This is a genomic window from Marvinbryantia formatexigens DSM 14469 (genome assembly GCF_025148285.1).
GTDB classification, from domain to species: domain Bacteria; phylum Bacillota; class Clostridia; order Lachnospirales; family Lachnospiraceae; genus Marvinbryantia; species Marvinbryantia formatexigens.
Genome location: NZ_CP102268.1, coordinates 729,095 through 748,156, shown reverse-complemented (window position 1 = coordinate 748,156; position 19,062 = coordinate 729,095). Strand labels below are relative to the sequence as shown.

Sequence of the window (19,062 nt, the reverse complement as noted above, 5' to 3'; positions counted from 1 at the left end):
GACAGGGAAAGACGGCGCCTGCCGGTGCAGATGCGTCATAGGATAAGCCATCGCTTTCATATACTGTAAAAAAGCTTCGAGGTACAGTTATGAAAAACGTTGGACGAATGGAGCGTCTGCTGCAGCGTCACCGGGGCGGCGCTCTGATTCTTTTGTGCACCCTGCTGGCGATAGCGGGCGGCGTGCGCTTCGGCAATGCCACCGCGCAGACGAGCAGCCGCGCCGGGGATCGGGAACTGCCGGTTTACTGTGTCGAGACAGACAAAAAGCAGGTGGCGCTATCCTTCGATGCGGCGTGGGGAAATGAGGACACGCAGCAGATACTGGATATTCTCGCCAATCACAATGTCCATGTGACATTTTTTATGACGGGAGGCTGGGTCTCCGCCTATCCGGAGGATGTGAAAAAGATTCAGGCAGCCGGTCACGACCTTGGCAACCACAGCGAAAATCATAAGAATATGAGCCAGTTGTCGAAGGAGGAATGCATCAGCGAGCTGATGACGGTACATAATAAGGTGAAAGAGCTGACCGGCGTGGAAATGACGCTGTTCCGTCCGCCCTATGGGGATTACGATAACGAGGTGATTCTTACGGCGCAGGAGTGCGGTTATTATCCGATCCAGTGGTCGGTCGACAGCCTTGACTGGAAGGATTACGGCGTGCAGAGCATTCTGGATACGGTGCTGAAGCATAAAAATCTGGAGGAGGGCGCGATAATCCTCTGCCATAACGGGGCTAAATACACAGCGCAGGCGCTGGATGAGCTGCTTACCGGTCTGGCGGAGCAGGGATATGAGGTGGTGCCAATCTCTGAGCTGATTTATAAAGACAATTATCACATGGATCACACCGGCAGGCAGATTTCGGATGTGTCCTGATGTGTGAAGCGCCGGAGCTTATCCGGCGCTTTTGCAGTATTTCTGTTTTAAATTCCGCTTTGTGAACGGGAATTCCGGAGAGCTGTCTACCAGCCGTTATTGATATGATCCTGGTATTCCTCCTGCGTTACCCAGTTACCGCAGTAAGGGCATTGCACAAGATCCTGGTTTGCCATCTGTGCGGCATAGGCGGACTCGGCGGCCACATGGTCGGCATAGGGAGAATATCCGCTGGCATCGGCGGTATCGGAGAACCACTGGAAGCAATAAGGACACTGCGCGTAGAGATTTCCATCGGCGCCGGTCTGGTAGGATGAGGTATCCGGCGTAGTTGCAGAGGACTGGATGCTCTCAAGATAAGCCTCCTCGGCGGCTACGTGGCTGGAATATTCCGAGCTGCCGTCCGCCTGGAGCGTGGTGCCGAACCAGTTATAGCAGTAAGGACACTGCTGGGTGGCGGCTTCGGTGGTCTGGGCGGCTTCTGTCGTCTGCGCCTGCGTGGAGGTGGTCTGCGGAACCTGCGTGGACGGGGTGATGGTGGTTCTCTGTGTTGTCTGTTTCTGCGTTGTCTGCTTCTGTGTTTCCGTCTGTTTCTTTGTTGTCTGTGTTTCTGTTTCGCTTTCTGACTGTGTCTCTGAAACAGTCTCGGACTGTGTTTCCGTTTCGACTGGTTTCCGGCGGCAGCCGGAAAAACCGGCAAGACAGCACACCATAATCACCAGAAGTCTGTACCTACGTGCTTTCATCTCAGAATCTCCCCTTTAAAACTTCTAATAGTTCTGATATAACCTGGCTGGACTGCATCACCTTTTTAAGGTTTATGCAGATAAGTGCAAAGATATGGCTGAACTGCTTTTAGTATAGACCAGATTTTGCTGAAAATCAAGAAAAGTTCTTGCGAATTTCAGGTATTTGCCCTATAATTTAGGCAGGTTTTTGCATTTACTGCAAAGACCGCAAAAATGATACAGGAGTTCAAAAATCCCATCGCGAAGCGATTAAAGGAGGAAAGATGACAAAGCGGGAATTTCTGGATACCCTGCGCACGCAGCTTGAGGGCGAGCTGAGTCCGGCGCAGATAGAGGGACATCTGCATTATTATGATGAGTATATTTCGGGGGCGGTTGCGGCCGGGCGCAGAGAGAGCGATGTGCTGGAGGAGCTTGGCAGCCCTGTTTTTATTGCCAAAACGCTTCTGGAAGCGTCGGAGGCGGAAACAGAAAAGGAGAACGGCGGTTATTATGAAGAAACGCCGCGGCAGGAGGAATTTCACAGGCGGGTGCACACCTGGAACATCAATCCGCTGGTGGTAAAATGGGTGCTTCCCATTGCCGGCATTTTGATCGTGCTGCTGCTTTTGTGGCTGGTCGGCTCGGTCGCTGCGTTTGCCATAAGATATTTTGTGCCGATTCTTCTTATTATACTGGTAATTTCAATTTTCAGGAGACATGGCAGATAATGGAAAATCAACTGACAGATTACAAATTACTGCTGGATACGGCGGTGCTCGCCGGGCAGATTATGCTGAGCAGCGGCGCGGAAATCTACCGGGTGGAGGATACGATACACCGGATTCTTTCCGTGTCCGGGCTGAAATCGGCGGAGGCATATGTCACCGCCACCGGGCTGATCGTCACGCTGGATAATCCGGATATGGATTCCATGACGGTCGTGAAGCGTATCCGCAGCAGGGAAACAAATTTAAACAGAATAGCAAAAACAAATGAAATCTCCCGTAAGTTCTGTGCGGGAGAAATGTCGTTAAAAGAGGCGTTTTCGGGGCTGAAGCACATGGAGGAACACACCTGCGCGCTCTGGCAGAAAAATATCTGCATTGTCGTGGTGGCGGCCGCCTTTTCCATTCTGCTGGGCGGAACGATCGCCGACGGGATTGCGGCGGGTATCACCGGCGCTGTGCTGGCGGCGGTGCTTTTGCTGTGCGCAAAGCTGGAGCTTAATGCGTTTATAGAAAACATGCTGTGCGCGCTGATGATCGGAATTACGGCGCTGCTGCTGCAGGCGCTGTATCCGCCGCTGGACGCGGACATGGTGATTGTGGGCGGGATAATGCCGATCGTTCCCGGCGCGGCGCTGACGACCGCTGTGCGCGATACGCTGCAGGGAGATTATGTGGCGGGCGGCGCGAAAATCCTGGAAGCCGTTCTCAAGGCGGCGGCAATCGTGACAGGCGCCGGGGCGGCGACCTTACTGATGAGAGGAGTGGGCATATGCTGATACAGATCGTCGGGGCATTTATTGCCATTGTGGCGTTTTCCGTTGTAATCGAGACGCCGAAAAAATTTCTGGGATACTGCGGGCTGACAGGCGCCGCCGGGTGGGCGGTGTACCTCATCTGCAATGCGCACTTTGGACCTATCTGGGCGAACTTTATCAGCGCCCTTGTCATTTCGCTGGTGTCGCACCTGTTTGCGCGGGTGCTGAAAACGCCGGTAACCATTTTTCTGATTTCCGGCATCCTAACACTGGTGCCGGGCGCGGCGATGTATCATACGGGATATGAGCTGTTTATGGGAAATATGGAGGCGGCGGCTTCTTATCTTGCGCTTACTGCACAGATTGCGGGGGTGATAGCGCTCGCCATCTTTATTATGGATTCCGTGTTTCAGACCCTGAAGAAAATAAATAAGCCGGAGCACCCGGATAAACTTTAGATAAGCCGGGGCGGAAATATCCGGATGAACGGAAATAAGCCGGGCGGAAATGCCCGGATAAACTTTAGATAAGCCGGGGCGGAAATATCCGGATAACGTGAAACAGCAGGTAGGGGAGCTACCTGCTGTTTCGAGGGGAGTATAAATAATTAATAAGGGGTCGTAAGAGGTATTTCCTCTTACAAAGGGAATTATAATATATTATGGAAAAAATTGCAATACATAATTTAAAAAATATTAAGGAATAATAAGACCTGTAACTAAAAATTAACAAACCAGGAGGGTCAGAAGCATGGCAAAGAATAAGAATATGCACGAATCCAACACTACAAACTGCAATTATAACAGCACAAACACAACAGGCAGAGCTACAGACGGTATGAACAGCACCGGCGCACAGAACAGCACCGGCAGCCAGAATAAGGCGCAGAACAAAGCACAGAATAAAGCAGGCGCCGCCAGAAACGTACAGACGCAGAATCATACCACAGACTGCGATTATTAAGCGCGGCGGCATGACAGGTCCGGGCTGTTGCAATTAAGCAGCGGCATGGCAGGTCCGGGCTGCTGCAATTAAGCGGCGGCATGGCTGGTCCGGGCTGCTGTAATTAAACGGCGGCATGACAGGTCCGGGCTGTTGCAATTAAGCGGCGGCACAGGACGTATCCGGGCCGGAGGACGACGGATGGGCTGCCAATACAGAATTTAAGAGGCAAAAGCAAGATGCGCCGGGGAACCATCCCGGCGCATTTTCTATGCGTACAGGATTTTTTCACGCGTACAGGATTTTTTTGCGTGGGCGGGATTTTTTCGCGCAGGCAGTATTTTTCCGCGGATAGGATTTTTCCGCGCAGGCGTTTTTTGTGCGGATAGGATTTTTCCGCGCAGGCGTCTTTTTGTGCGGATGAGATTTTTCTGCGCAGGAACGGGAAGGCGCGCGCTGCATAGATTAAAATAGAACGGTAACAGGGAAGCCTGTCTGAACTGTTGCGCAGCATATACGGATTTAGGAGTGTTTGCCATGAAATTTGAAATGATTACACCGGTGCAGCTGGAGTGCTATGTGGGGAATCCGGATGCGCTCATCATAGATTTGCGCAATCCCGCGGAGTACCGGGAGCGTCACATCCGGGGCGCCATCAACATTCCCTACGAAAAGCTGCAGAGCTGCTGTATGTTTCCGATGGATATGTATCTGATTCTTTACTGTGAGCGCGGCTCCTCCAGCATGTCCGCGGCGAAGGAGCTGGCGGACAGGGGGTATCTTGTAAAGACGGTGGTCGGCGGCTTTCACGCGTACCGCGGCAAAATGACAGAGACGTATTGACAGATAAGAGAACGATTTGATACAATTCAGATAATGACTATTTAGTCCAGAGGATAATTAGCTCAGAGGATAACTATTTTGTTCAGAGGATAATTAGTCCGGGGGATGACGATGAGAAAGAGACAGTGCGGGAGCCGGCAAGCATGAATACAGTGGAATTAATTGCGCCGTGCCATTTTGGAATGGAAGCGGTTTTAAAAAGAGAGATTATAGACCTTGGCTACGAAATCAGCCAGGTGGAGGACGGAAAGGTAACGTTTGTGGGGGACATGGAAGCAATCTGCTATGCGAATATGTTCCTGCGCACGGCGGAACGCATCCTGCTGAAGGTGGGCAGGGTGCACGCCGAAACCTTTGACGAGCTGTTTGAAAAAACAAAGGCGCTGCCCTGGGAGGATTATATCCCGCGGGACGGCAGATTCTGGGTGGCAAAGGCGACGTCGGTCAAAAGTAGGCTGTTCAGTACCTCGGATATCCAGTCGATTATGAAAAAAGCGATGGTGGAGCGTCTGAAGACGGTCTACCACCAGGACTGGTTTGAGGAGAGCGGGGCGTCCTATCCGGTCCGGGTATTCTTTATGAAGGATGAGGCGGTGATTGGGCTTGACACGTCGGGCGATTCACTTCACAAGAGAGGCTACCGTCTGCTTACGGGAAAGGCGCCGATTACGGAAACACTGGCGGCGGCGATGATTCTAATGACGCCGTGGAACCGGGATCGCATTCTGGTAGATCCTTTCTGCGGCAGCGGGACGATTCCCATCGAGGCGGCGATGATTGCCGCGAACATAGCGCCGGGGATGCACCGCCATTTTCTGGCGGAGAAATGGGACAACCTCATTCCCGGAAAGCTCTGGAGCGGGGCTGCCGGTGAGGCGGAGGAGCTTGTGGATACGCAGATTTCCGTGGACATACAGGGATACGATATTGACGGCGGTATTGTAAAGGCGGCGAGGGAAAACGCCGGACGCGCCGGGGTAGAGCATCTGATTCATTTCCAGCAGCGCCCTGTCAGCGAGCTGAGCCATCCGAAAAAATACGGGTTTGTCATCACAAATCCGCCCTACGGCGAGCGTCTTTCCGCGAAGGACGAGCTTCCGCAGCTGTACCGCGAGATGGGCAGGAGCTTTGCAAGGCTGGACGGCTGGTCGGAGTATGTCATTACGGCTTATGAGGACGCGGAAAAGTATATTGGAAGAAAGGCGGATAAAAACCGGAAAATATATAATGGAATGATGAAGACCTATCTATATCAGTTCCTGGGCCCGAAGCCTCCGCGCAAAAAACAGGAGAGACAGATTGATTAAAAAAACAGAAACGTTTTTAAAAATTGTGCTGGTGTGCCTGGTGGCCTGGCTGGCATACGATCTGCTCCGCCAGGCGGAGCCGGAGACGGTGGCGGTCAGTCAGAGCGTATATGAGACGCAGAGCAGAGACACGGCGGAGGCGACGACGCTTTCGGCGCTCCCGGCGCGCTATGACGGACGGGAGGCGGGCAGGATGCCAACGGTCAGAAGCCAGGGCTCGCTTGGCACCTGCTGGGCGATTACGGCGTGCTCGGCAATGGAAGCGTATTTTCTGCCGCAGGAGAGTCTGGTGTTCTCGCCGGACCATCTGTCGCTGCAGAACAGCTTTTCGAAGGACCAGAACGACGGCGGGGCGTACACGATGGTGATGGCGTACCTTGCCGCCTGGCAGGGACCGGTGCTGGAGGAGGACGACCCCTACGGGGACGGCTATTCGCCCGAAGGGCTGACGGCGGTGAAGCATGTCCAGGAGATGCAGATGTTCCGGAATAAGGATCATGACGCCATAAAGCGCGCCGTTCTTCAGTACGGAGCGGTGCAGTCTGCAATATACATGGACCTGGATAATGCTTTCAGTTCTTCCGTCTACTATAACCAGATAGAGAACTCCTATTTTTACGACGGCGACCAGATTTCCAACCACGACGTTCTGATTATCGGATGGGACGACAATTACGAAGCGTCGCATTTTAACCGCAACACGCAGGAGGCGGGCGCCTTTATCTGCCAGAACAGCTGGGGAGAAAAATTCGGCGACGGCGGCGTGTTTTACGTATCCTATGCGGACGTGAACATCGGCAACCAGGCGGTCGCCTACACAGGAATTGAGGAAAACGATAACTACGACCATATTTACCAGACCGATTTGTGCGGCTGGGTGGGACAGCTCGGATACGGCGATGAAAGCTGCTTTGCTGCAAATGTCTATGTGGCGGGCGGTGCGGAAAATCTGCGGGCGGCAGGCTTTTACGCGACCGGGCAGAATACGGAATACGAAATCTTTGTGGTGGAGGATTTCCAGGACGATTCCTCCTTTTATAAGCGCAGGACCCTGAAGCGGGGGATTGTGCAGGAAACCGGCTATTATACGGCAGAGCTGGACGAGCCGGTGGCGCTTGAGAGCGGGCAGCGTTACGCTGTCGGCATAGAGATACATACACCGGGGACGCAGTATCCGGTGGCGACAGAATATGTGGCGGGAGAAGCGACAGAAACAGTTGATATTTCGGACGGAGAAGGGTATATTAGTCATAATGGCGTTATCTGGACGCGCACTGAGGAAAAGCATCAGGCGAATGTCTGCCTGAAAGCTTATACAGAAGACAGAGAGGATGCATAATGGAAGGGAAAATTATATTTGCCACGGGAAATGAAGGAAAGATGAAGGAAGTCCGGATGATTCTCGCGGATCTGGGCGTGCCGGTGCTTTCGCAGAAGGAAGCGGGCATTACGGCGGACGTGGAGGAAAACGGCGCCAGCTTTGCGGAGAACGCCATGATAAAGGCGTGCGCGGTGAAGAAGCTGACGGACGCCGTTGTGCTGGCGGATGATTCCGGTCTGGAAATCGATTATCTGGACGGCGCTCCGGGCATTTATTCCGCGCGTTATATGGGGGAACAGACGCCGTATGAGGTGAAGAACAGGCATATCCTGGAGCTTCTTGCGGATGTCCCGCCTAAGAAGCGGACGGCGCGCTTTGTCTGTGTGATTGCGGCGGCGCTTCCGGACGGCACTGTTCTGACGAGCGAAGGTGTGATGGAAGGGGAAATCGGCTATGCGTCCGCCGGAGAAAACGGCTTCGGCTACGACCCGGTATTTTACCTTCCGCAGTATGGCTGTACCTCCGCGGAAATATCTCCGGAGCAGAAAAACGAAATCAGCCACAGGGGAAAGGCGCTGCGGGCGATGAAGGAGAAGCTAAAAGCGTACTACGATAAGGAGAAGAATGTCCATGAAGATACTGATTGTCAGTGATACCCATCGCAGAAATGAAAATTTTGAAAAGGTCCTGCTGGCGGAGAAGCCGGTGGAGCGCGTGATACACCTTGGCGACGCAGAGGAGACGGAGAGCTGTATGAGCCGTATTGCCGGACAGCCGCTGGATATTGTGAGCGGAAACAATGACTTTTTCGGAGATATGCCGCGGGAGAAGGAGATTATGCTGGGCGATTACCGGGTGCTTCTGACGCACGGTCATTATTATTATGTCTCACTGGATACAAAGATGCTTGGCAGGGAGGCGCGCGCACGTGGCTTTGATATTGCGATGTATGGTCACACGCACCGCCCGAAAATCGAGAAAAAGGACGGTCTGGTCCTGCTGAATCCGGGAAGCCTGTCCTATCCGCGCCAGGAGGGCAGAAAGCCGAGCTATATCATCATGGAGCTGGATGAGAAGGGCAATGCGGACTATACGATTAAATATCTGGAGTAGCCGGTACAGCGAAAACAGCGTATCCGCCGGGCATCCTGCCGCAGAACGTAAAATGTGCAAAAAACCGTAAAAAAATGTGAAAAAAACAGTTGACTTTTTTTTAAGGCTATAATATAATCTTATTTGCGTTAATCGTGGGATGCGCAGGAGTACGAGAATCCGGGGTGTGGCTCAGTTTGGCTAGAGCGCCTGGTTTGGGACCAGGAGGTCGCAGGTTCGAATCCTGTCACCCCGACTTCAGCAGAACTGCTGGAGCGACGCGATTGCGCGGGTGTAGTTCAATGGTAGAACACCAGCCTTCCAAGCTGGATACGTGGGTTCGATTCCCATCACCCGCTCTGTGAGTCTGTAGCTCAGTTGGATAGAGCAACGGCCTTCTAAGCCGTGGGTCGGGGGTTCGAATCCCTTCAGGCTCGTTTCCTTGCAAAAGGAAGCCTTTTAAAGGATATGGTGGGTATAGCGCAGCTGGTTAGCGCGCCAGATTGTGGCTCTGGAGGCCAAGGGTTCGAATCCCTTTATCCACCCTGCCGTTACGGCGAATGATGGGCTATCGCCAAGCGGTAAGGCACAGCACTTTGACTGCTGCACTCGTTGGTTCGAATCCAACTAGCCCAGTTTCAGTAATATTTATGGAGCATTAGCTCAGTCGGTAGAGCACTTGACTTTTAATCAAGTTGTCCGGGGTTCGAATCCCCGATGCTTCATCCGGAAAGCATTGATTGTAAAGGTCGATGCTTTTTGTTATATAAAAAGGTATGACCGGCAGAGAAGACGGGACCGGCAGGCGCCGGGCGCAGTCCCTCCGGTTTTGATAAGCGGAATTGATGGAATTGGCAGACATGCAGGATTTAGGTTCCTGTGGTTTACACCGTGAGGGTTCAAATCCCTCATTCCGCATGAGAGGCGGCTTTCGGCGGAAAGTCGTTTTTTTTTCAAAAATGTTTGATAAATCCTTGACAAACAGCCGAAAAGTGAGTATACTGTTAGACGAAAGCAAAAGAAGTGCCTGAATATCATAAAGTAGAGTAGGTCTTATACGTAAAGTGTCATCGGATGGGGAGACTTCCGGTGAACGAAGGGTTACCGCGTTATATGACCGCTTCCGCTACTGCGTAAAAGCATAATGTTCTGATTGGGCCAGTCGGAATATTTTTGGTTTGCGCAGCATTTTTTTGCCCAAAATCAGCAGGCGGCAGGCTGTATCCGGAATAATCCGCATTCGCGGAAAAGGCAGGTGCGCTGTGCCGCGGCAGACAGAATGTAAAATTATGAATGGAGGAAAAATCATTATGGGATTCAAATCAGACATCGAAATTGCACAGGAGACAACGATGCAGCCGATTACCGAGATTGCAGCAAAGGCGGGAATCGACGAGAAATATCTGGAGCAGTATGGTAAATATAAAGCAAAAATTGATTATAACCTGTTAAAGGATACAGATGCCGAGAACGGCAAGCTGATCCTGGTGACGGCAATCAACCCGACACCGGCAGGAGAGGGAAAGACCACCACCTCCGTGGGTCTGGCAGACGGTCTTTCCAGAATCGGCAAGAAGGTCATGGTGGCGCTGCGTGAACCGTCCCTCGGACCGGTATTCGGCGTAAAGGGCGGCGCTGCAGGCGGCGGCTATGCACAGGTAGTCCCGATGGAGGATATCAACCTTCACTTCACGGGCGACTTCCACGCGATCGGCGCGGCAAACAACCTGCTGGCGGCGATGCTGGACAACCACATCTTCCAGGGCAACGAGCTGAACATCGACCCGCGCAAGATTACCTGGAGACGCTGCGTGGACATGAACGACCGTCAGCTTCGTAACGTGGTGGACGGTCTTGGCGGAAAGACAAACGGAATGCCGAGAGAGGACGGCTACGATATCACAGTAGCATCTGAAATCATGGCGGTGCTCTGCCTGGCAAGCGACATCACAGACCTTAAGAAGAGACTTGCAAGAATCATTGTGGGCTATACATACGGAAAAGCTTCCGAACAGAAGCCGGTAACGGCGGGCGACCTGCACGCAGAGGGTGCAATGACTGCACTTCTGAAGGATGCCCTGAAGCCGAATCTGGTACAGACACTGGAGCACACCCCGGCGATCGTGCACGGCGGCCCGTTCGCAAACATCGCACACGGATGCAACTCCGTAACCGCAACCAAGCTGGCATTAAAGCTGGCTGACTATACGGTAACAGAGGCAGGCTTCGGCGCAGACCTCGGAGCTGAGAAATTCCTGGATATCAAGTGCCGTATGGCGGGACTGAAGCCGAACGCGGTTGTCATCGTGGCAACAGTGCGCGCGCTGAAATACAACGGCGGCGTGGCAAAGGCGGATCTCAACAATGAGAACCTGGAGGCGCTGGAGAAAGGCCTTCCGAACCTTCTGAAACATGTAAGCAACATCACAAACGTATACAAGCTTCCGTGCGTGGTTGCCATCAACGCATTCCCGACCGACACGAAGGCAGAGCTTGACCTTGTTGAGGCAAAATGCAAAGAGCTTGGCGTAAATGTTGTGCTCTCCGAAGTATGGGCAAAAGGCGGCGAGGGCGGTATCGCACTTGCGGAAGAGGTTGTAAGACTTTGCGAACAGCCGAATGACTTCACCTTCGCGTATGAGCTGGACGGCACCATCGAGGACAAGCTGAACGCAATCGTGCAGAAGATCTACGGCGGAAGCAGGGTAGTTCTGACAGCAAACGCACAGAAGCAGGCGAAAGAGCTGACCGCCCTTGGTTACGAGCACTGCCCGATCTGCATGGCAAAGACACAGTACAGCTTGACCGACGACCAGACGAAACTCGGCGCACCGACCGGCTTTGAGGTAACGGTACGCAACCTGAAGATCTCCGCAGGCGCAGGCTTCATCGTGGCGCTGACAGGCGAGATCATGACGATGCCGGGTCTGCCGAAGGTACCGGCTGCAGAGCGCATCGACGTGGACGAGAACGGAAAGATTTCCGGATTGTTCTAACCCTTCGGGCCAGAGCACTCCGTGCAGGATGCGCACGGACGCAAGCGGAAAAGCGTCCGGCGCGCAGAAAATGCAAGCGTTTTCTGAACCCTTCGGGTCAGAGCACTCTGTGCAGGATGCGCACGGACGCAAGCGGAAAAGCGTCCGGCGCACAGAAAACGCAGGCGTTTTCTGAACCCTTCGGGTCAGAGCACTCCGTGCGGATGTTTTCTGAAATTTAAAAGGACAGGCAGCCTGTATCCATGTTTTCACTGGTTTTCTATAATGAAAGCTGCTTATGACATGTGATATCGGGGTGCCTGTCTGTATCTGTGGTTTTACAGAACGATTGCGTATTTTATCTGGGAGGTACATAGCATGTTTCAGGAGGATTATAAAGCGGCGTCGAATACGGCGCTTGCAAAAAGTAACTTTTTGAAAAAGAACCCGGCGGGATATTTTATTTCTTCCATGATGGCGGGACTGTATATCGCTTTCGGAAGTATCCTCATGGGAATCGTCGGCGGCTATATGACCGGTCAGCCGGCGCAGAAGCTGGTATGCGGCATCATTTTCTCGGTCGGACTCTGTTTTGTGACAGTAGCCGGTGCGGAGCTGTTTACCGGCAACAATTTCGTGATGTCAGTCGGCGCGCTGAAAAAGACGGTGACCTGGGCGCAGACGGCGAAGGTATGGGTCGTATGTTATCTCGGCAATCTGGTCGGTTCCGTGGTGGCGGCGGGTATTTTTACCATGACGGGAATACCGGGCAGCGGCGATGTCGGAGCATTTTTTGAAAACACGGCGGTGGCAAAGGCAACGGGCACGCCGGCAAACCTGTTTGCAAAGGCAATTCTCTGCAACATTCTGGTGTGTGTGGCAATCTGGTGCGGAACCAGGCTGAAATCGGAGGGAGCGAAAATCGTGATGAATTTCTGCTGCGTGGGAACCTTCGTGACCTGCGGTTTTGAGCACAGCATTGCGAACATGACGTTTCTGTCCGTCGGTATGATGAATGGAGCGGCAGTTGGTCTGGGCGGCTTTTTGTACAATCTTCTGATTGTTACGCTCGGAAACATGGTGGGCGGTATCGTCTTTGTGGCGCTTCCCTACTACTTCATTTCGAAGGAGAAGGCATAAAAGACCGGACAGACACGTATCCGGCGCTCTCCGGGAAGAGCTGCGGCTGCTTTTTCGGGGTTATGGTAGCCGGAAGGTGAAAAAATTACAAAAATGTGTCATAGATATTGTGAATATTGCAAAAAAATGTCTCAATCTTTAAATAAAGGTTGAGATATTTTTTTCCCTGTGTTATACTGATAACGTATTTGGGAGTTATTGGGAGGTATTATGAAGAAAATCAGATTTATTCTCATGATGGCATGTCTGCTTCTTACGCTTGGTCTTGGGACAACCATTACCGGTACAAAGGTGGAAGCGGCGAAACTCACAAACGTTATGAAAGCGCCGAAGGCAAAAGCCGGAAAGTGGGTCATCGCAGCGAAGGGATACCGTTATCGCTATAACAGCGGAAAATACGCGAAAAGCGCATGGCTGAAGATAGACGGAGAGATTTATTATTTTATGTCGAACGGCTATCTGAAGACCGGGCTTGCAAAGTACAACGGAAAGCGTTACTTCTTTGAGAGCGACGGCAGTCTCGCGACCGGCTGGCAGAAAATCGGCACAAAGAGATATTACTTCTCGCCGAAGACAGGGGCGGCTGCTACAGGGAAGGTAAAGATTGCTTCGAAATACTACTATTTTTCCACGACCGGTGAGATGCAGACTGGCTGGAAAAAGATTGGAAAGTATTATTATTACTTCCAGTCCAACGGAAGTATGGCGGTAAATAAGACGGTCGGAAAATATTATGTCAATGCACAGGGCATCCGTACGACGGCTGTTGCCGGCACAACGAATATCCCCGCAGATAAGACACAGACGTCTGGTAAGAAAACCGGCAGCGTAGATATTTTTGTGGGTGATTCCAGAACGGTCGGTCTTGGAAGCGCCGTTGGCATCAGCAGCAAATGCATCGCCAAGGTGGGCGAGGGCTATAGCTGGTTTGTAAGCACCGGGGAATCAAAGCTGAAAAAAATGCTGAAGGCGAACCCGACGGCAACGGTTGTGTTTAATCTCGGCGTCAATGATGTTGCAAACTACAACCTCTATATTACGCGCTACAAGGAGCTGATGAAGAGCTATCCGAAAGCAGAGTTTTATTTTATGTCGATCAATCCAATCGACAAAAAATATGACTGGGGCTGGTTTACCTGTTCCACTCTGCAGTCGTATATCAAGAAGTTTAATACCGCGGTAAAGAGCGCGTTTCCGGACCGCTACATAGACTGCTACAGCTATCTTCAGAAAAATAAATTCGAGACGGTGGACGGGCTTCACTACACGACCGCTACCTACAAAAAAATATACAGTTATGTTTTGACGCAGGTCTGAAAAAGAGAGTTCCAGAGACTGCAGGGCAGTGTGAATTTCATACAGCTCTGCAGTTTTTATATTGGTAACTGCCTGGTCATAATGTCACAGCCTGCATAAAAAGGTTGAAAAGGTTACTGTAACCTGTGGGTCTGCCGCGTGTTGACAGAGCCCTGTTTGTGCCCTATAATAAAATGAAGGAAAACGGCAGCGGTCTGCCGGTTACGGTAAGAGGTACGCGATATGAGAAAAATACCTGTTTTATATATTGTGATTCCGTGCTACAACGAGGAAGAGGTCCTGCCGGTGACAGCGCCGATGTTTCTGGATAAGATTCATGCGCTGGCGCAGAAGGGCGCCGTCAGCGGCGAGAGCAGGATTCTGTTTGTGGACGACGGAAGCCGGGATAATACCTGGAAGATTATCTGCAGTCTGGCAGAGCAGGATGAGCATTTCATGGGGATTTCGCAGAGCAGGAACCGCGGCCATCAGAACGCGGTGCTGGCGGGGCTGATGGAAGCGCGCAGCCGCTGCGACATCACCATTTCCATCGACTGTGACGGGCAGGATGATATCAACGCGATGGACGAGATGGTTGCCAGATATATGGAAGGATTTGAGGTGGTATACGGTGTGCGCAGCAGGCGCGATACGGATACCTTTTTTAAGAAATATACGGCGCAGCTTTTTTACCGCCTGCTGAACTGGATGGGCGCGGAGGTGGTCTACAATCATGCCGATTACCGTCTGATTTCCAGTCTGGTGCTGGACGAGCTGGCGGAGTTTAAAGAGGTAAATATTTTTCTGCGGGGACTGGTGCCGCTGGTGGGCTTTAAGAGTACCCAGGTGTATTATGAGCGCAGTGAGCGTATGGCGGGGAAAAGCCATTATCCGCTCTCAAAGATGCTGTCCCTTGCGGCAGACGGCATTACCAGTCTGAGCGTGAAGCCGATCCGGATGATTTCCATGCTGGGCTTTGCAGTCTCTCTGCTCAGCTTTCTGATGATTGTGTGGATCATTGTGCAGTTTTTTACCGGAAAAACGGTGCAGGGCTGGGCGAGCACCTGCGCGATCGTCTGCTTCGTGTGCGGGATACAGCTTATCTGCACCGGCGTCATCGGGGAGTACATCGGGAAAATTTATCTGGAGACAAAGGCGAGACCGCGCTATATTATCAGCGACCGGACGTATGAGACCGGGGAGACGGCGCGGGAGGAAAAGAGCGGCGGTCCGGACGGCAGGACGGCTGCCAGATAGCGGATTCTGGGGGAGAAGATGAAAAAACAGACAGTATGGATACAGAAGCATTGCGGGAAGCCCTGGTTTGCCATCATGGTAAATCTGGTTCTGCTTGCAGTGCTTCTGGCGCTTTTTTCGCCGGCGTATGAGACGAACGACGATATGGGGCTGTGCGCGATTGTAAACGGCGCAAAGGGCAGCTATGATGCACATATGATTTATGTAAACTATCTTGCGGGGCTGCTGCTGAGTGCGCTTTACCGGCTGACGGATGCTGTTGCATGGTATGCACTGCTGCAGTATGCGGTGCTTTTCTGCGCTTTTTCCGCGGTAACGTATGTGGGTCTGCGACGGCTGCGCACCTCTTTGCCGTGGTGGGTCTTTTGCGGGATACTGCTTTATTTTGCTTTTGAAGGTTATATCCGGCTCCAGTATACAAAAACAGCCGGAATTGCGGCAGCGGCGGGAATGCTTCTGCTGCTGGATGCCGTGACGGAGGAGCGTGTAAGATGGCGCAGTGCCGTGTGCGGGCTTCTGCTTGCCTGCGCCGGAGCTGTGTACCGGCTGCCGCAGTTTTTTGCGGAGGCCGCGTTGTTGTCTGGAATTGTAATTTATGAGCTGCTGCGTCTGCGGCAGTATACGAAGCAGGAGGCAAAGAGACGCTTTCTGCGCTATGTCCGGACAGCGGCGGCACTTCTTTTTGCGGTTGCTGTGCTCTATGGCGCCGACCGTCTGGCTTACCGTTCGGAGGACTGGCAGAGGTATGAGGCGTACAACGCCGCCAGGACGGAGCTTTTTGATTATAGGTTCCCCGATTATAAGAAAAACCGGGAAGCGTATGAGGCGCTTGGAATCGACGAAAATGCTTATCAGCTTCTGCGCGGCTGGAATCATATGGACACGGAAAAATTTTCGCAGGAGGTTCTGGAGGAGCTGATTGCGCTGAAAACGCCGAAAAGCGTGGATTTGGATTTTCTGAAGGGATTTGTGAGAAAGGTGCTGCTGAAGCTGTACACCGTGCGAAGCTTCTGGTGTTTTCTGCTGACGCTGCTCGTCTGGCTTTTGTCCGCCAGACATCGCGGACGGGATATCGCCGCGCTTCTGGGAGAGCTTGCCGCTGTGGTCGTGCTGTATTTCTTTTTATACTATCAGGGGCGCTATCTGCGCAACCGGGTGGATGTGGGCATCTGGCTGGCGGCGTCGCTGGCGGTGTTGTGGATTTCGGCGCCGGGAAAGCGCAGGGAGAGCGTAAAGTGCACGGTTGCCGGCGCGGATCCGGCAGCGCAGGCGGATATTAGGGGAAATCTGGCAATGCAGGCAGACATCGGGGAAAATCCGGCAGCGCAGGCGGATGTAAGGGGAAATTTGGCAGCGCGTGCGGACGTCAGAGTAACCCCGGAGACGCAGGCGGATGGCAGATGCCGCCGGGAATGGAAAAGGAGTCTGCGCGTGCTGCAGAGGGCGGCAGGTCCGGCGCTGTTTGTGTTTCTTGTACTGGCAACTTACGGAACATGGGAGAAGCGCCTGCGGATAAACAATGCTTCGGAGGAGCAGAAGCAGAGCAGCTACCGGGAGGTGCTGGAATACATTTCCGCGGATAAGGAGCACCTTTATATCACGAAGTCGGGGGCGGTATCCTTTGCAAAAAGCTATGGCGTTTTCGATGCTATTCCGGCGGGAATCACGGAGAATACGCTTGCGCTGGGCGGCTGGCCGGCAAATACGCCCGGCTATGTGGAAAAAATGCGGGAATACGGAATTACGAATCCTTTCCGGGATATGATTGGAAATGAGCAGATTTATCTTGTGGACGACGAGATAGACGTCACAATGGAATACCTGCGCACCTATTATGATGCCCAGGCGCAGGCGGTGCTGACTGCGTCGCCGGGAAAGGCGAAAATTTACCGGATAGAGTGAAAGCCGGAAGCGCGCAGAAAGACGTGAGCCGGCTGAGAAAGGAGATAAGCCAGATGCTAAGAAGAAAGTTGCCGGTTGGAATAGAGGATTTTGAAGAAATACGGAAGGAAGAGTTTTACTATATTGATAAAACCGGGCTTATCCGGGAACTGCTGAACAACTGGGGAAAGGTCAATCTCTTTACTCGCCCGCGTCGTTTCGGAAAGACGTTGAACATGAGTATGCTGAAATGTTTTTTCGAAACCGGAGCGGATGAAACATTGTTTGAGGGACTTTCAATCTCACGGGAGAAAGCGCTTTGTGAAAAGTATATGGGAAAGTTTCCTGTGATATTTCTCTCTTTGAAGGGCGTGGACGGACTGGATTTTGAAAATGCACGGGATATGCTGTGGGAGGTCATCCAGAAAGAATTCCGGCGTCTGCAGTACCTGCTGCAGGACGAACGCCTGTCGAAGCCGGACCGGGAAAATTTTTCCAGCCTCATGACTGCAAGGGTGAGTGATTCCGTGATACAGAAATCACTTTCATTATTAACGGAAATTCTGTACAGATACCACGGGCAGAAGGTAATCCTGCTGATCGATGAGTACGATGTGCCGCTGGACAAAGCATTCCAGCATGGCTATTATGAAGAAATGGCAGCGCTGATACGCGGGCTGTTCGGACAGGCGTTAAAGACAAATGAATTTCTGCAGTTTGCGGTTCTGACAGGCTGCCTGCGGGTGTCAAAGGAGAGTATTTTCACAGGTCTGAATAATTTTGATGTTAATTCAATCGTAGATGTGGAGCATGACGAGCAGTTCGGATTTACAGATTCGGAAGTACAGAAGCTCCTGGCAGATTACGGGCTGGAAGAAAAGGCGGATGTTATAAAAGACTGGTATGATGGTTATCGTTTTGGCGATGCGAGTATTTACTGTCCGTGGGACGTTATTAAGTATGCCAAAAAGCTGCTGGCAGACCCCTGCGCGGAGCCGGAAGCCTTCTGGATTAATACCAGTGGAAATGAACTGGTGAAGCGCTTTATTGACAAGGCGGACAAGACCACACAGGATGAGATTGAGTGTCTGATTGCGGGAGAGGTGATTGAAAAGGCGGTACGGCTGGATCTGACCTATAATGAGCTGGATACCAGCATTGAAAACCTCTGGAGTGTTCTTTTTACTACCGGCTATCTGACGCAGACAGACCGGGCGGCAGGCGGCATCTATAAGCTGGTGATACCCAACCGGGAGGTCCGGGAGGTTTTTGTCTTACAGATAAAGGAATGGTTTCGGAAGATTACACTTGCGGATACTGCAAGGATTCAGCGCTTCTGTGCAGCTTTTCCTGCCGGAGACGCAGCGACCATCCAGGATATGCTGCATGATTATCTGTGGGATTCCATCAGTGTGAGAGATACGGCCGTCCGGTCGGACAGGAAAGAAAATTTCTATCACGGGATGTTGGTGGGGCTGCTGCAAAGTCGGGAAAACTGGCTGATCCAGTCCAATACGGAGAATGGAGAAGGTTACAGCGACATAACCGTCTGCACGCCGGAGAGGACGGGAATTGTGATAGAGCTGAAGTATGCAGATGACGGAAATCTTGAAAAGGAATGTCTGCAGGCGCTGGAACAGATTGAGAAAAAAAAGTACGCCGCCGGTCTGCAGCACCGGGGAATGAAGAAGGTCATCCGGTATGGGATGGCGTTCTGGAAGAAAGAATGTATGGTGGTTATGGCACAGGCTCCGGACCAGCCGTAAGGAAGCAATGCGGGAGCAAAAAGGTAAAAAACAGAGTGATTTTTCGGGGATTTTTTGAAAAAAAGAGTTGACATTAAATTTGCAGTATAATATAATTTTTCAGTGTGAGTAAGTGCGTAAACGTCCAAGCCAAAGCCCCGGTAGTGG

The 19,062-nt window shown here is 52.2% G+C and carries 17 protein-coding genes, 7 tRNA genes and 1 riboswitch; of the genes, 23 read left to right on the top strand and 1 reads right to left on the bottom strand.

The features are described 5' to 3' along the window. The first annotated feature begins 89 nt into the window (after positions 1-89). The gene (locus NQ534_RS03875; protein ID WP_006862251.1) at positions 90-881 is read left to right on the top strand and encodes a polysaccharide deacetylase family protein; all 792 of its coding nucleotides are present in this window, start codon (positions 90-92) and stop codon (positions 879-881) included. Between the two features lie 86 nt (positions 882-967). Here the strand turns inward: NQ534_RS03875 and NQ534_RS03870 are convergent, their stop codons facing one another. Beyond that, entirely contained in the window at positions 968-1,627 is a 660-nt protein-coding gene (locus NQ534_RS03870; RefSeq protein WP_006862249.1) for a hypothetical protein, read from the bottom strand. Positions 1,628-1,893: 266 nt separating this feature from the next. Here NQ534_RS03870 and NQ534_RS03865 point away from each other — a divergent pair, with 266 nt between their 5' ends. The 22 genes from NQ534_RS03865 (at position 1,894) to NQ534_RS03760 (ending at position 18,915) form a co-directional block, all read left to right on the top strand. Then, complete coding sequence (locus tag NQ534_RS03865; protein WP_006862248.1) at positions 1,894-2,340, top strand: DUF1700 domain-containing protein; 447 nt, start codon at positions 1,894-1,896, stop codon at positions 2,338-2,340. Then, a complete protein-coding gene (locus NQ534_RS03860; RefSeq protein WP_006862247.1) occupies positions 2,340-3,116 on the top strand; it encodes a threonine/serine exporter family protein in 777 nt (258 codons plus the stop codon). Before NQ534_RS03865 ends, NQ534_RS03860 begins: the two co-directional genes overlap by 1 nt. Further along, on the top strand, positions 3,110-3,553 hold the full coding sequence (locus NQ534_RS03855) for a threonine/serine exporter family protein (protein ID WP_006862246.1): 444 nt from the start codon (positions 3,110-3,112) through the stop codon (positions 3,551-3,553). Before NQ534_RS03860 ends, NQ534_RS03855 begins: the two co-directional genes overlap by 7 nt. A gap of 292 nt (positions 3,554-3,845) precedes the next feature. Further along, the gene (locus NQ534_RS03850; protein WP_006862245.1) at positions 3,846-4,058 is read left to right on the top strand and encodes a hypothetical protein; all 213 of its coding nucleotides are present in this window, start codon (positions 3,846-3,848) and stop codon (positions 4,056-4,058) included. 516 nt (positions 4,059-4,574) lie between these two features. After that, positions 4,575-4,880 carry a rhodanese-like domain-containing protein gene (locus NQ534_RS03845; RefSeq protein ID WP_006862243.1) on the top strand — a complete coding sequence of 102 codons (306 nt, stop codon included), beginning with the start codon at positions 4,575-4,577 and terminating at the stop codon, positions 4,878-4,880. Positions 4,881-5,023: 143 nt separating this feature from the next. Beyond that, positions 5,024-6,187, top strand: coding sequence for a THUMP domain-containing class I SAM-dependent RNA methyltransferase (locus NQ534_RS03840; protein ID WP_006862242.1), 1,164 nt, complete (start codon positions 5,024-5,026; stop codon positions 6,185-6,187). Continuing rightward, the gene (locus tag NQ534_RS03835) at positions 6,180-7,526 is read left to right on the top strand and encodes a lectin like domain-containing protein (protein ID WP_006862241.1); all 1,347 of its coding nucleotides are present in this window, start codon (positions 6,180-6,182) and stop codon (positions 7,524-7,526) included. The genes NQ534_RS03840 and NQ534_RS03835 overlap by 8 nt, the downstream gene beginning before the upstream one ends. Further along, positions 7,526-8,161 (top strand): XTP/dITP diphosphatase, encoded by a 636-nt coding sequence (locus NQ534_RS03830; protein WP_006862240.1) that lies wholly within the window; start codon positions 7,526-7,528, stop codon positions 8,159-8,161. The genes NQ534_RS03835 and NQ534_RS03830 overlap by 1 nt, the downstream gene beginning before the upstream one ends. Continuing rightward, positions 8,139-8,621, top strand: a complete 483-nt coding sequence (locus tag NQ534_RS03825) for a metallophosphoesterase family protein (protein ID WP_006862239.1) — start codon at positions 8,139-8,141, stop codon at positions 8,619-8,621. The genes NQ534_RS03830 and NQ534_RS03825 overlap by 23 nt, the downstream gene beginning before the upstream one ends. A gap of 160 nt (positions 8,622-8,781) precedes the next feature. Next, positions 8,782-8,856 (top strand) — tRNA-Pro (locus NQ534_RS03820). 32 nt (positions 8,857-8,888) lie between these two features. Next, positions 8,889-8,959: transfer RNA gene (locus NQ534_RS03815), tRNA-Gly, on the top strand. Positions 8,960-8,963: 4 nt separating this feature from the next. Next, positions 8,964-9,037: transfer RNA gene (locus NQ534_RS03810), tRNA-Arg, on the top strand. A 34-nt stretch (positions 9,038-9,071) separates the two neighbouring features. Beyond that, positions 9,072-9,145: transfer RNA gene (locus tag NQ534_RS03805), tRNA-His, on the top strand. A 19-nt stretch (positions 9,146-9,164) separates the two neighbouring features. Continuing rightward, positions 9,165-9,236, top strand: a tRNA-Gln gene (locus NQ534_RS03800). Between the two features lie 16 nt (positions 9,237-9,252). Continuing rightward, positions 9,253-9,325 (top strand) — tRNA-Lys (locus NQ534_RS03795). A 111-nt stretch (positions 9,326-9,436) separates the two neighbouring features. Next, a tRNA-Leu gene (locus tag NQ534_RS03790) sits at positions 9,437-9,518 on the top strand. A 122-nt stretch (positions 9,519-9,640) separates the two neighbouring features. Beyond that, positions 9,641-9,731: riboswitch (THF riboswitch) on the top strand. Positions 9,732-9,910: 179 nt separating this feature from the next. Then, on the top strand, positions 9,911-11,596 hold the full coding sequence (locus NQ534_RS03785; protein ID WP_040783516.1) for a formate--tetrahydrofolate ligase: 1,686 nt from the start codon (positions 9,911-9,913) through the stop codon (positions 11,594-11,596). A 357-nt stretch (positions 11,597-11,953) separates the two neighbouring features. Beyond that, positions 11,954-12,715 carry a formate/nitrite transporter family protein gene (locus NQ534_RS03780; protein WP_006862237.1) on the top strand — a complete coding sequence of 254 codons (762 nt, stop codon included), beginning with the start codon at positions 11,954-11,956 and terminating at the stop codon, positions 12,713-12,715. A 210-nt stretch (positions 12,716-12,925) separates the two neighbouring features. Continuing rightward, complete coding sequence (locus NQ534_RS03775; RefSeq protein ID WP_006862236.1) at positions 12,926-14,032, top strand: SGNH/GDSL hydrolase family protein; 1,107 nt, start codon at positions 12,926-12,928, stop codon at positions 14,030-14,032. Positions 14,033-14,254: 222 nt separating this feature from the next. Next, on the top strand, positions 14,255-15,268 hold the full coding sequence (locus NQ534_RS03770) for a glycosyltransferase family 2 protein (protein WP_006862235.1): 1,014 nt from the start codon (positions 14,255-14,257) through the stop codon (positions 15,266-15,268). An 18-nt stretch (positions 15,269-15,286) separates the two neighbouring features. Further along, positions 15,287-17,170, top strand: a complete 1,884-nt coding sequence (locus NQ534_RS03765; RefSeq protein ID WP_006862234.1) for a hypothetical protein — start codon at positions 15,287-15,289, stop codon at positions 17,168-17,170. Positions 17,171-17,223: 53 nt separating this feature from the next. Further along, complete coding sequence (locus NQ534_RS03760; protein WP_040783509.1) at positions 17,224-18,915, top strand: AAA family ATPase; 1,692 nt, start codon at positions 17,224-17,226, stop codon at positions 18,913-18,915. The last annotated feature ends 147 nt before the right edge of the window (positions 18,916-19,062 follow it).

What these genes read in the sequence shown, in the direction of transcription:
- NQ534_RS03875 (WP_006862251.1), top strand. Translation starts at nt 90, where the DNA reads ATGAAAAACGTTGGACGAATGGAGCGTCTGCTGCAGCGTCACCGGGGC.
- NQ534_RS03870 (WP_006862249.1), bottom strand. Translation starts at nt 1,627, where the DNA reads ATGAAAGCACGTAGGTACAGACTTCTGGTGATTATGGTGTGCTGTCTT.
- NQ534_RS03865 (WP_006862248.1), top strand. Translation starts at nt 1,894, where the DNA reads ATGACAAAGCGGGAATTTCTGGATACCCTGCGCACGCAGCTTGAGGGC.
- NQ534_RS03860 (WP_006862247.1), top strand. Translation starts at nt 2,340, where the DNA reads ATGGAAAATCAACTGACAGATTACAAATTACTGCTGGATACGGCGGTG.
- NQ534_RS03855 (WP_006862246.1), top strand. Translation starts at nt 3,110, where the DNA reads ATGCTGATACAGATCGTCGGGGCATTTATTGCCATTGTGGCGTTTTCC.
- NQ534_RS03850 (WP_006862245.1), top strand. Translation starts at nt 3,846, where the DNA reads ATGGCAAAGAATAAGAATATGCACGAATCCAACACTACAAACTGCAAT.
- NQ534_RS03845 (WP_006862243.1), top strand. Translation starts at nt 4,575, where the DNA reads ATGAAATTTGAAATGATTACACCGGTGCAGCTGGAGTGCTATGTGGGG.
- NQ534_RS03840 (WP_006862242.1), top strand. Translation starts at nt 5,024, where the DNA reads ATGAATACAGTGGAATTAATTGCGCCGTGCCATTTTGGAATGGAAGCG.
- NQ534_RS03830 (WP_006862240.1), top strand. Translation starts at nt 7,526, where the DNA reads ATGGAAGGGAAAATTATATTTGCCACGGGAAATGAAGGAAAGATGAAG.
- NQ534_RS03825 (WP_006862239.1), top strand. Translation starts at nt 8,139, where the DNA reads ATGAAGATACTGATTGTCAGTGATACCCATCGCAGAAATGAAAATTTT.
- NQ534_RS03785 (WP_040783516.1), top strand. Translation starts at nt 9,911, where the DNA reads ATGGGATTCAAATCAGACATCGAAATTGCACAGGAGACAACGATGCAG.
- NQ534_RS03780 (WP_006862237.1), top strand. Translation starts at nt 11,954, where the DNA reads ATGTTTCAGGAGGATTATAAAGCGGCGTCGAATACGGCGCTTGCAAAA.
- NQ534_RS03775 (WP_006862236.1), top strand. Translation starts at nt 12,926, where the DNA reads ATGAAGAAAATCAGATTTATTCTCATGATGGCATGTCTGCTTCTTACG.
- NQ534_RS03770 (WP_006862235.1), top strand. Translation starts at nt 14,255, where the DNA reads ATGAGAAAAATACCTGTTTTATATATTGTGATTCCGTGCTACAACGAG.
- NQ534_RS03765 (WP_006862234.1), top strand. Translation starts at nt 15,287, where the DNA reads ATGAAAAAACAGACAGTATGGATACAGAAGCATTGCGGGAAGCCCTGG.
- NQ534_RS03760 (WP_040783509.1), top strand. Translation starts at nt 17,224, where the DNA reads ATGCTAAGAAGAAAGTTGCCGGTTGGAATAGAGGATTTTGAAGAAATA.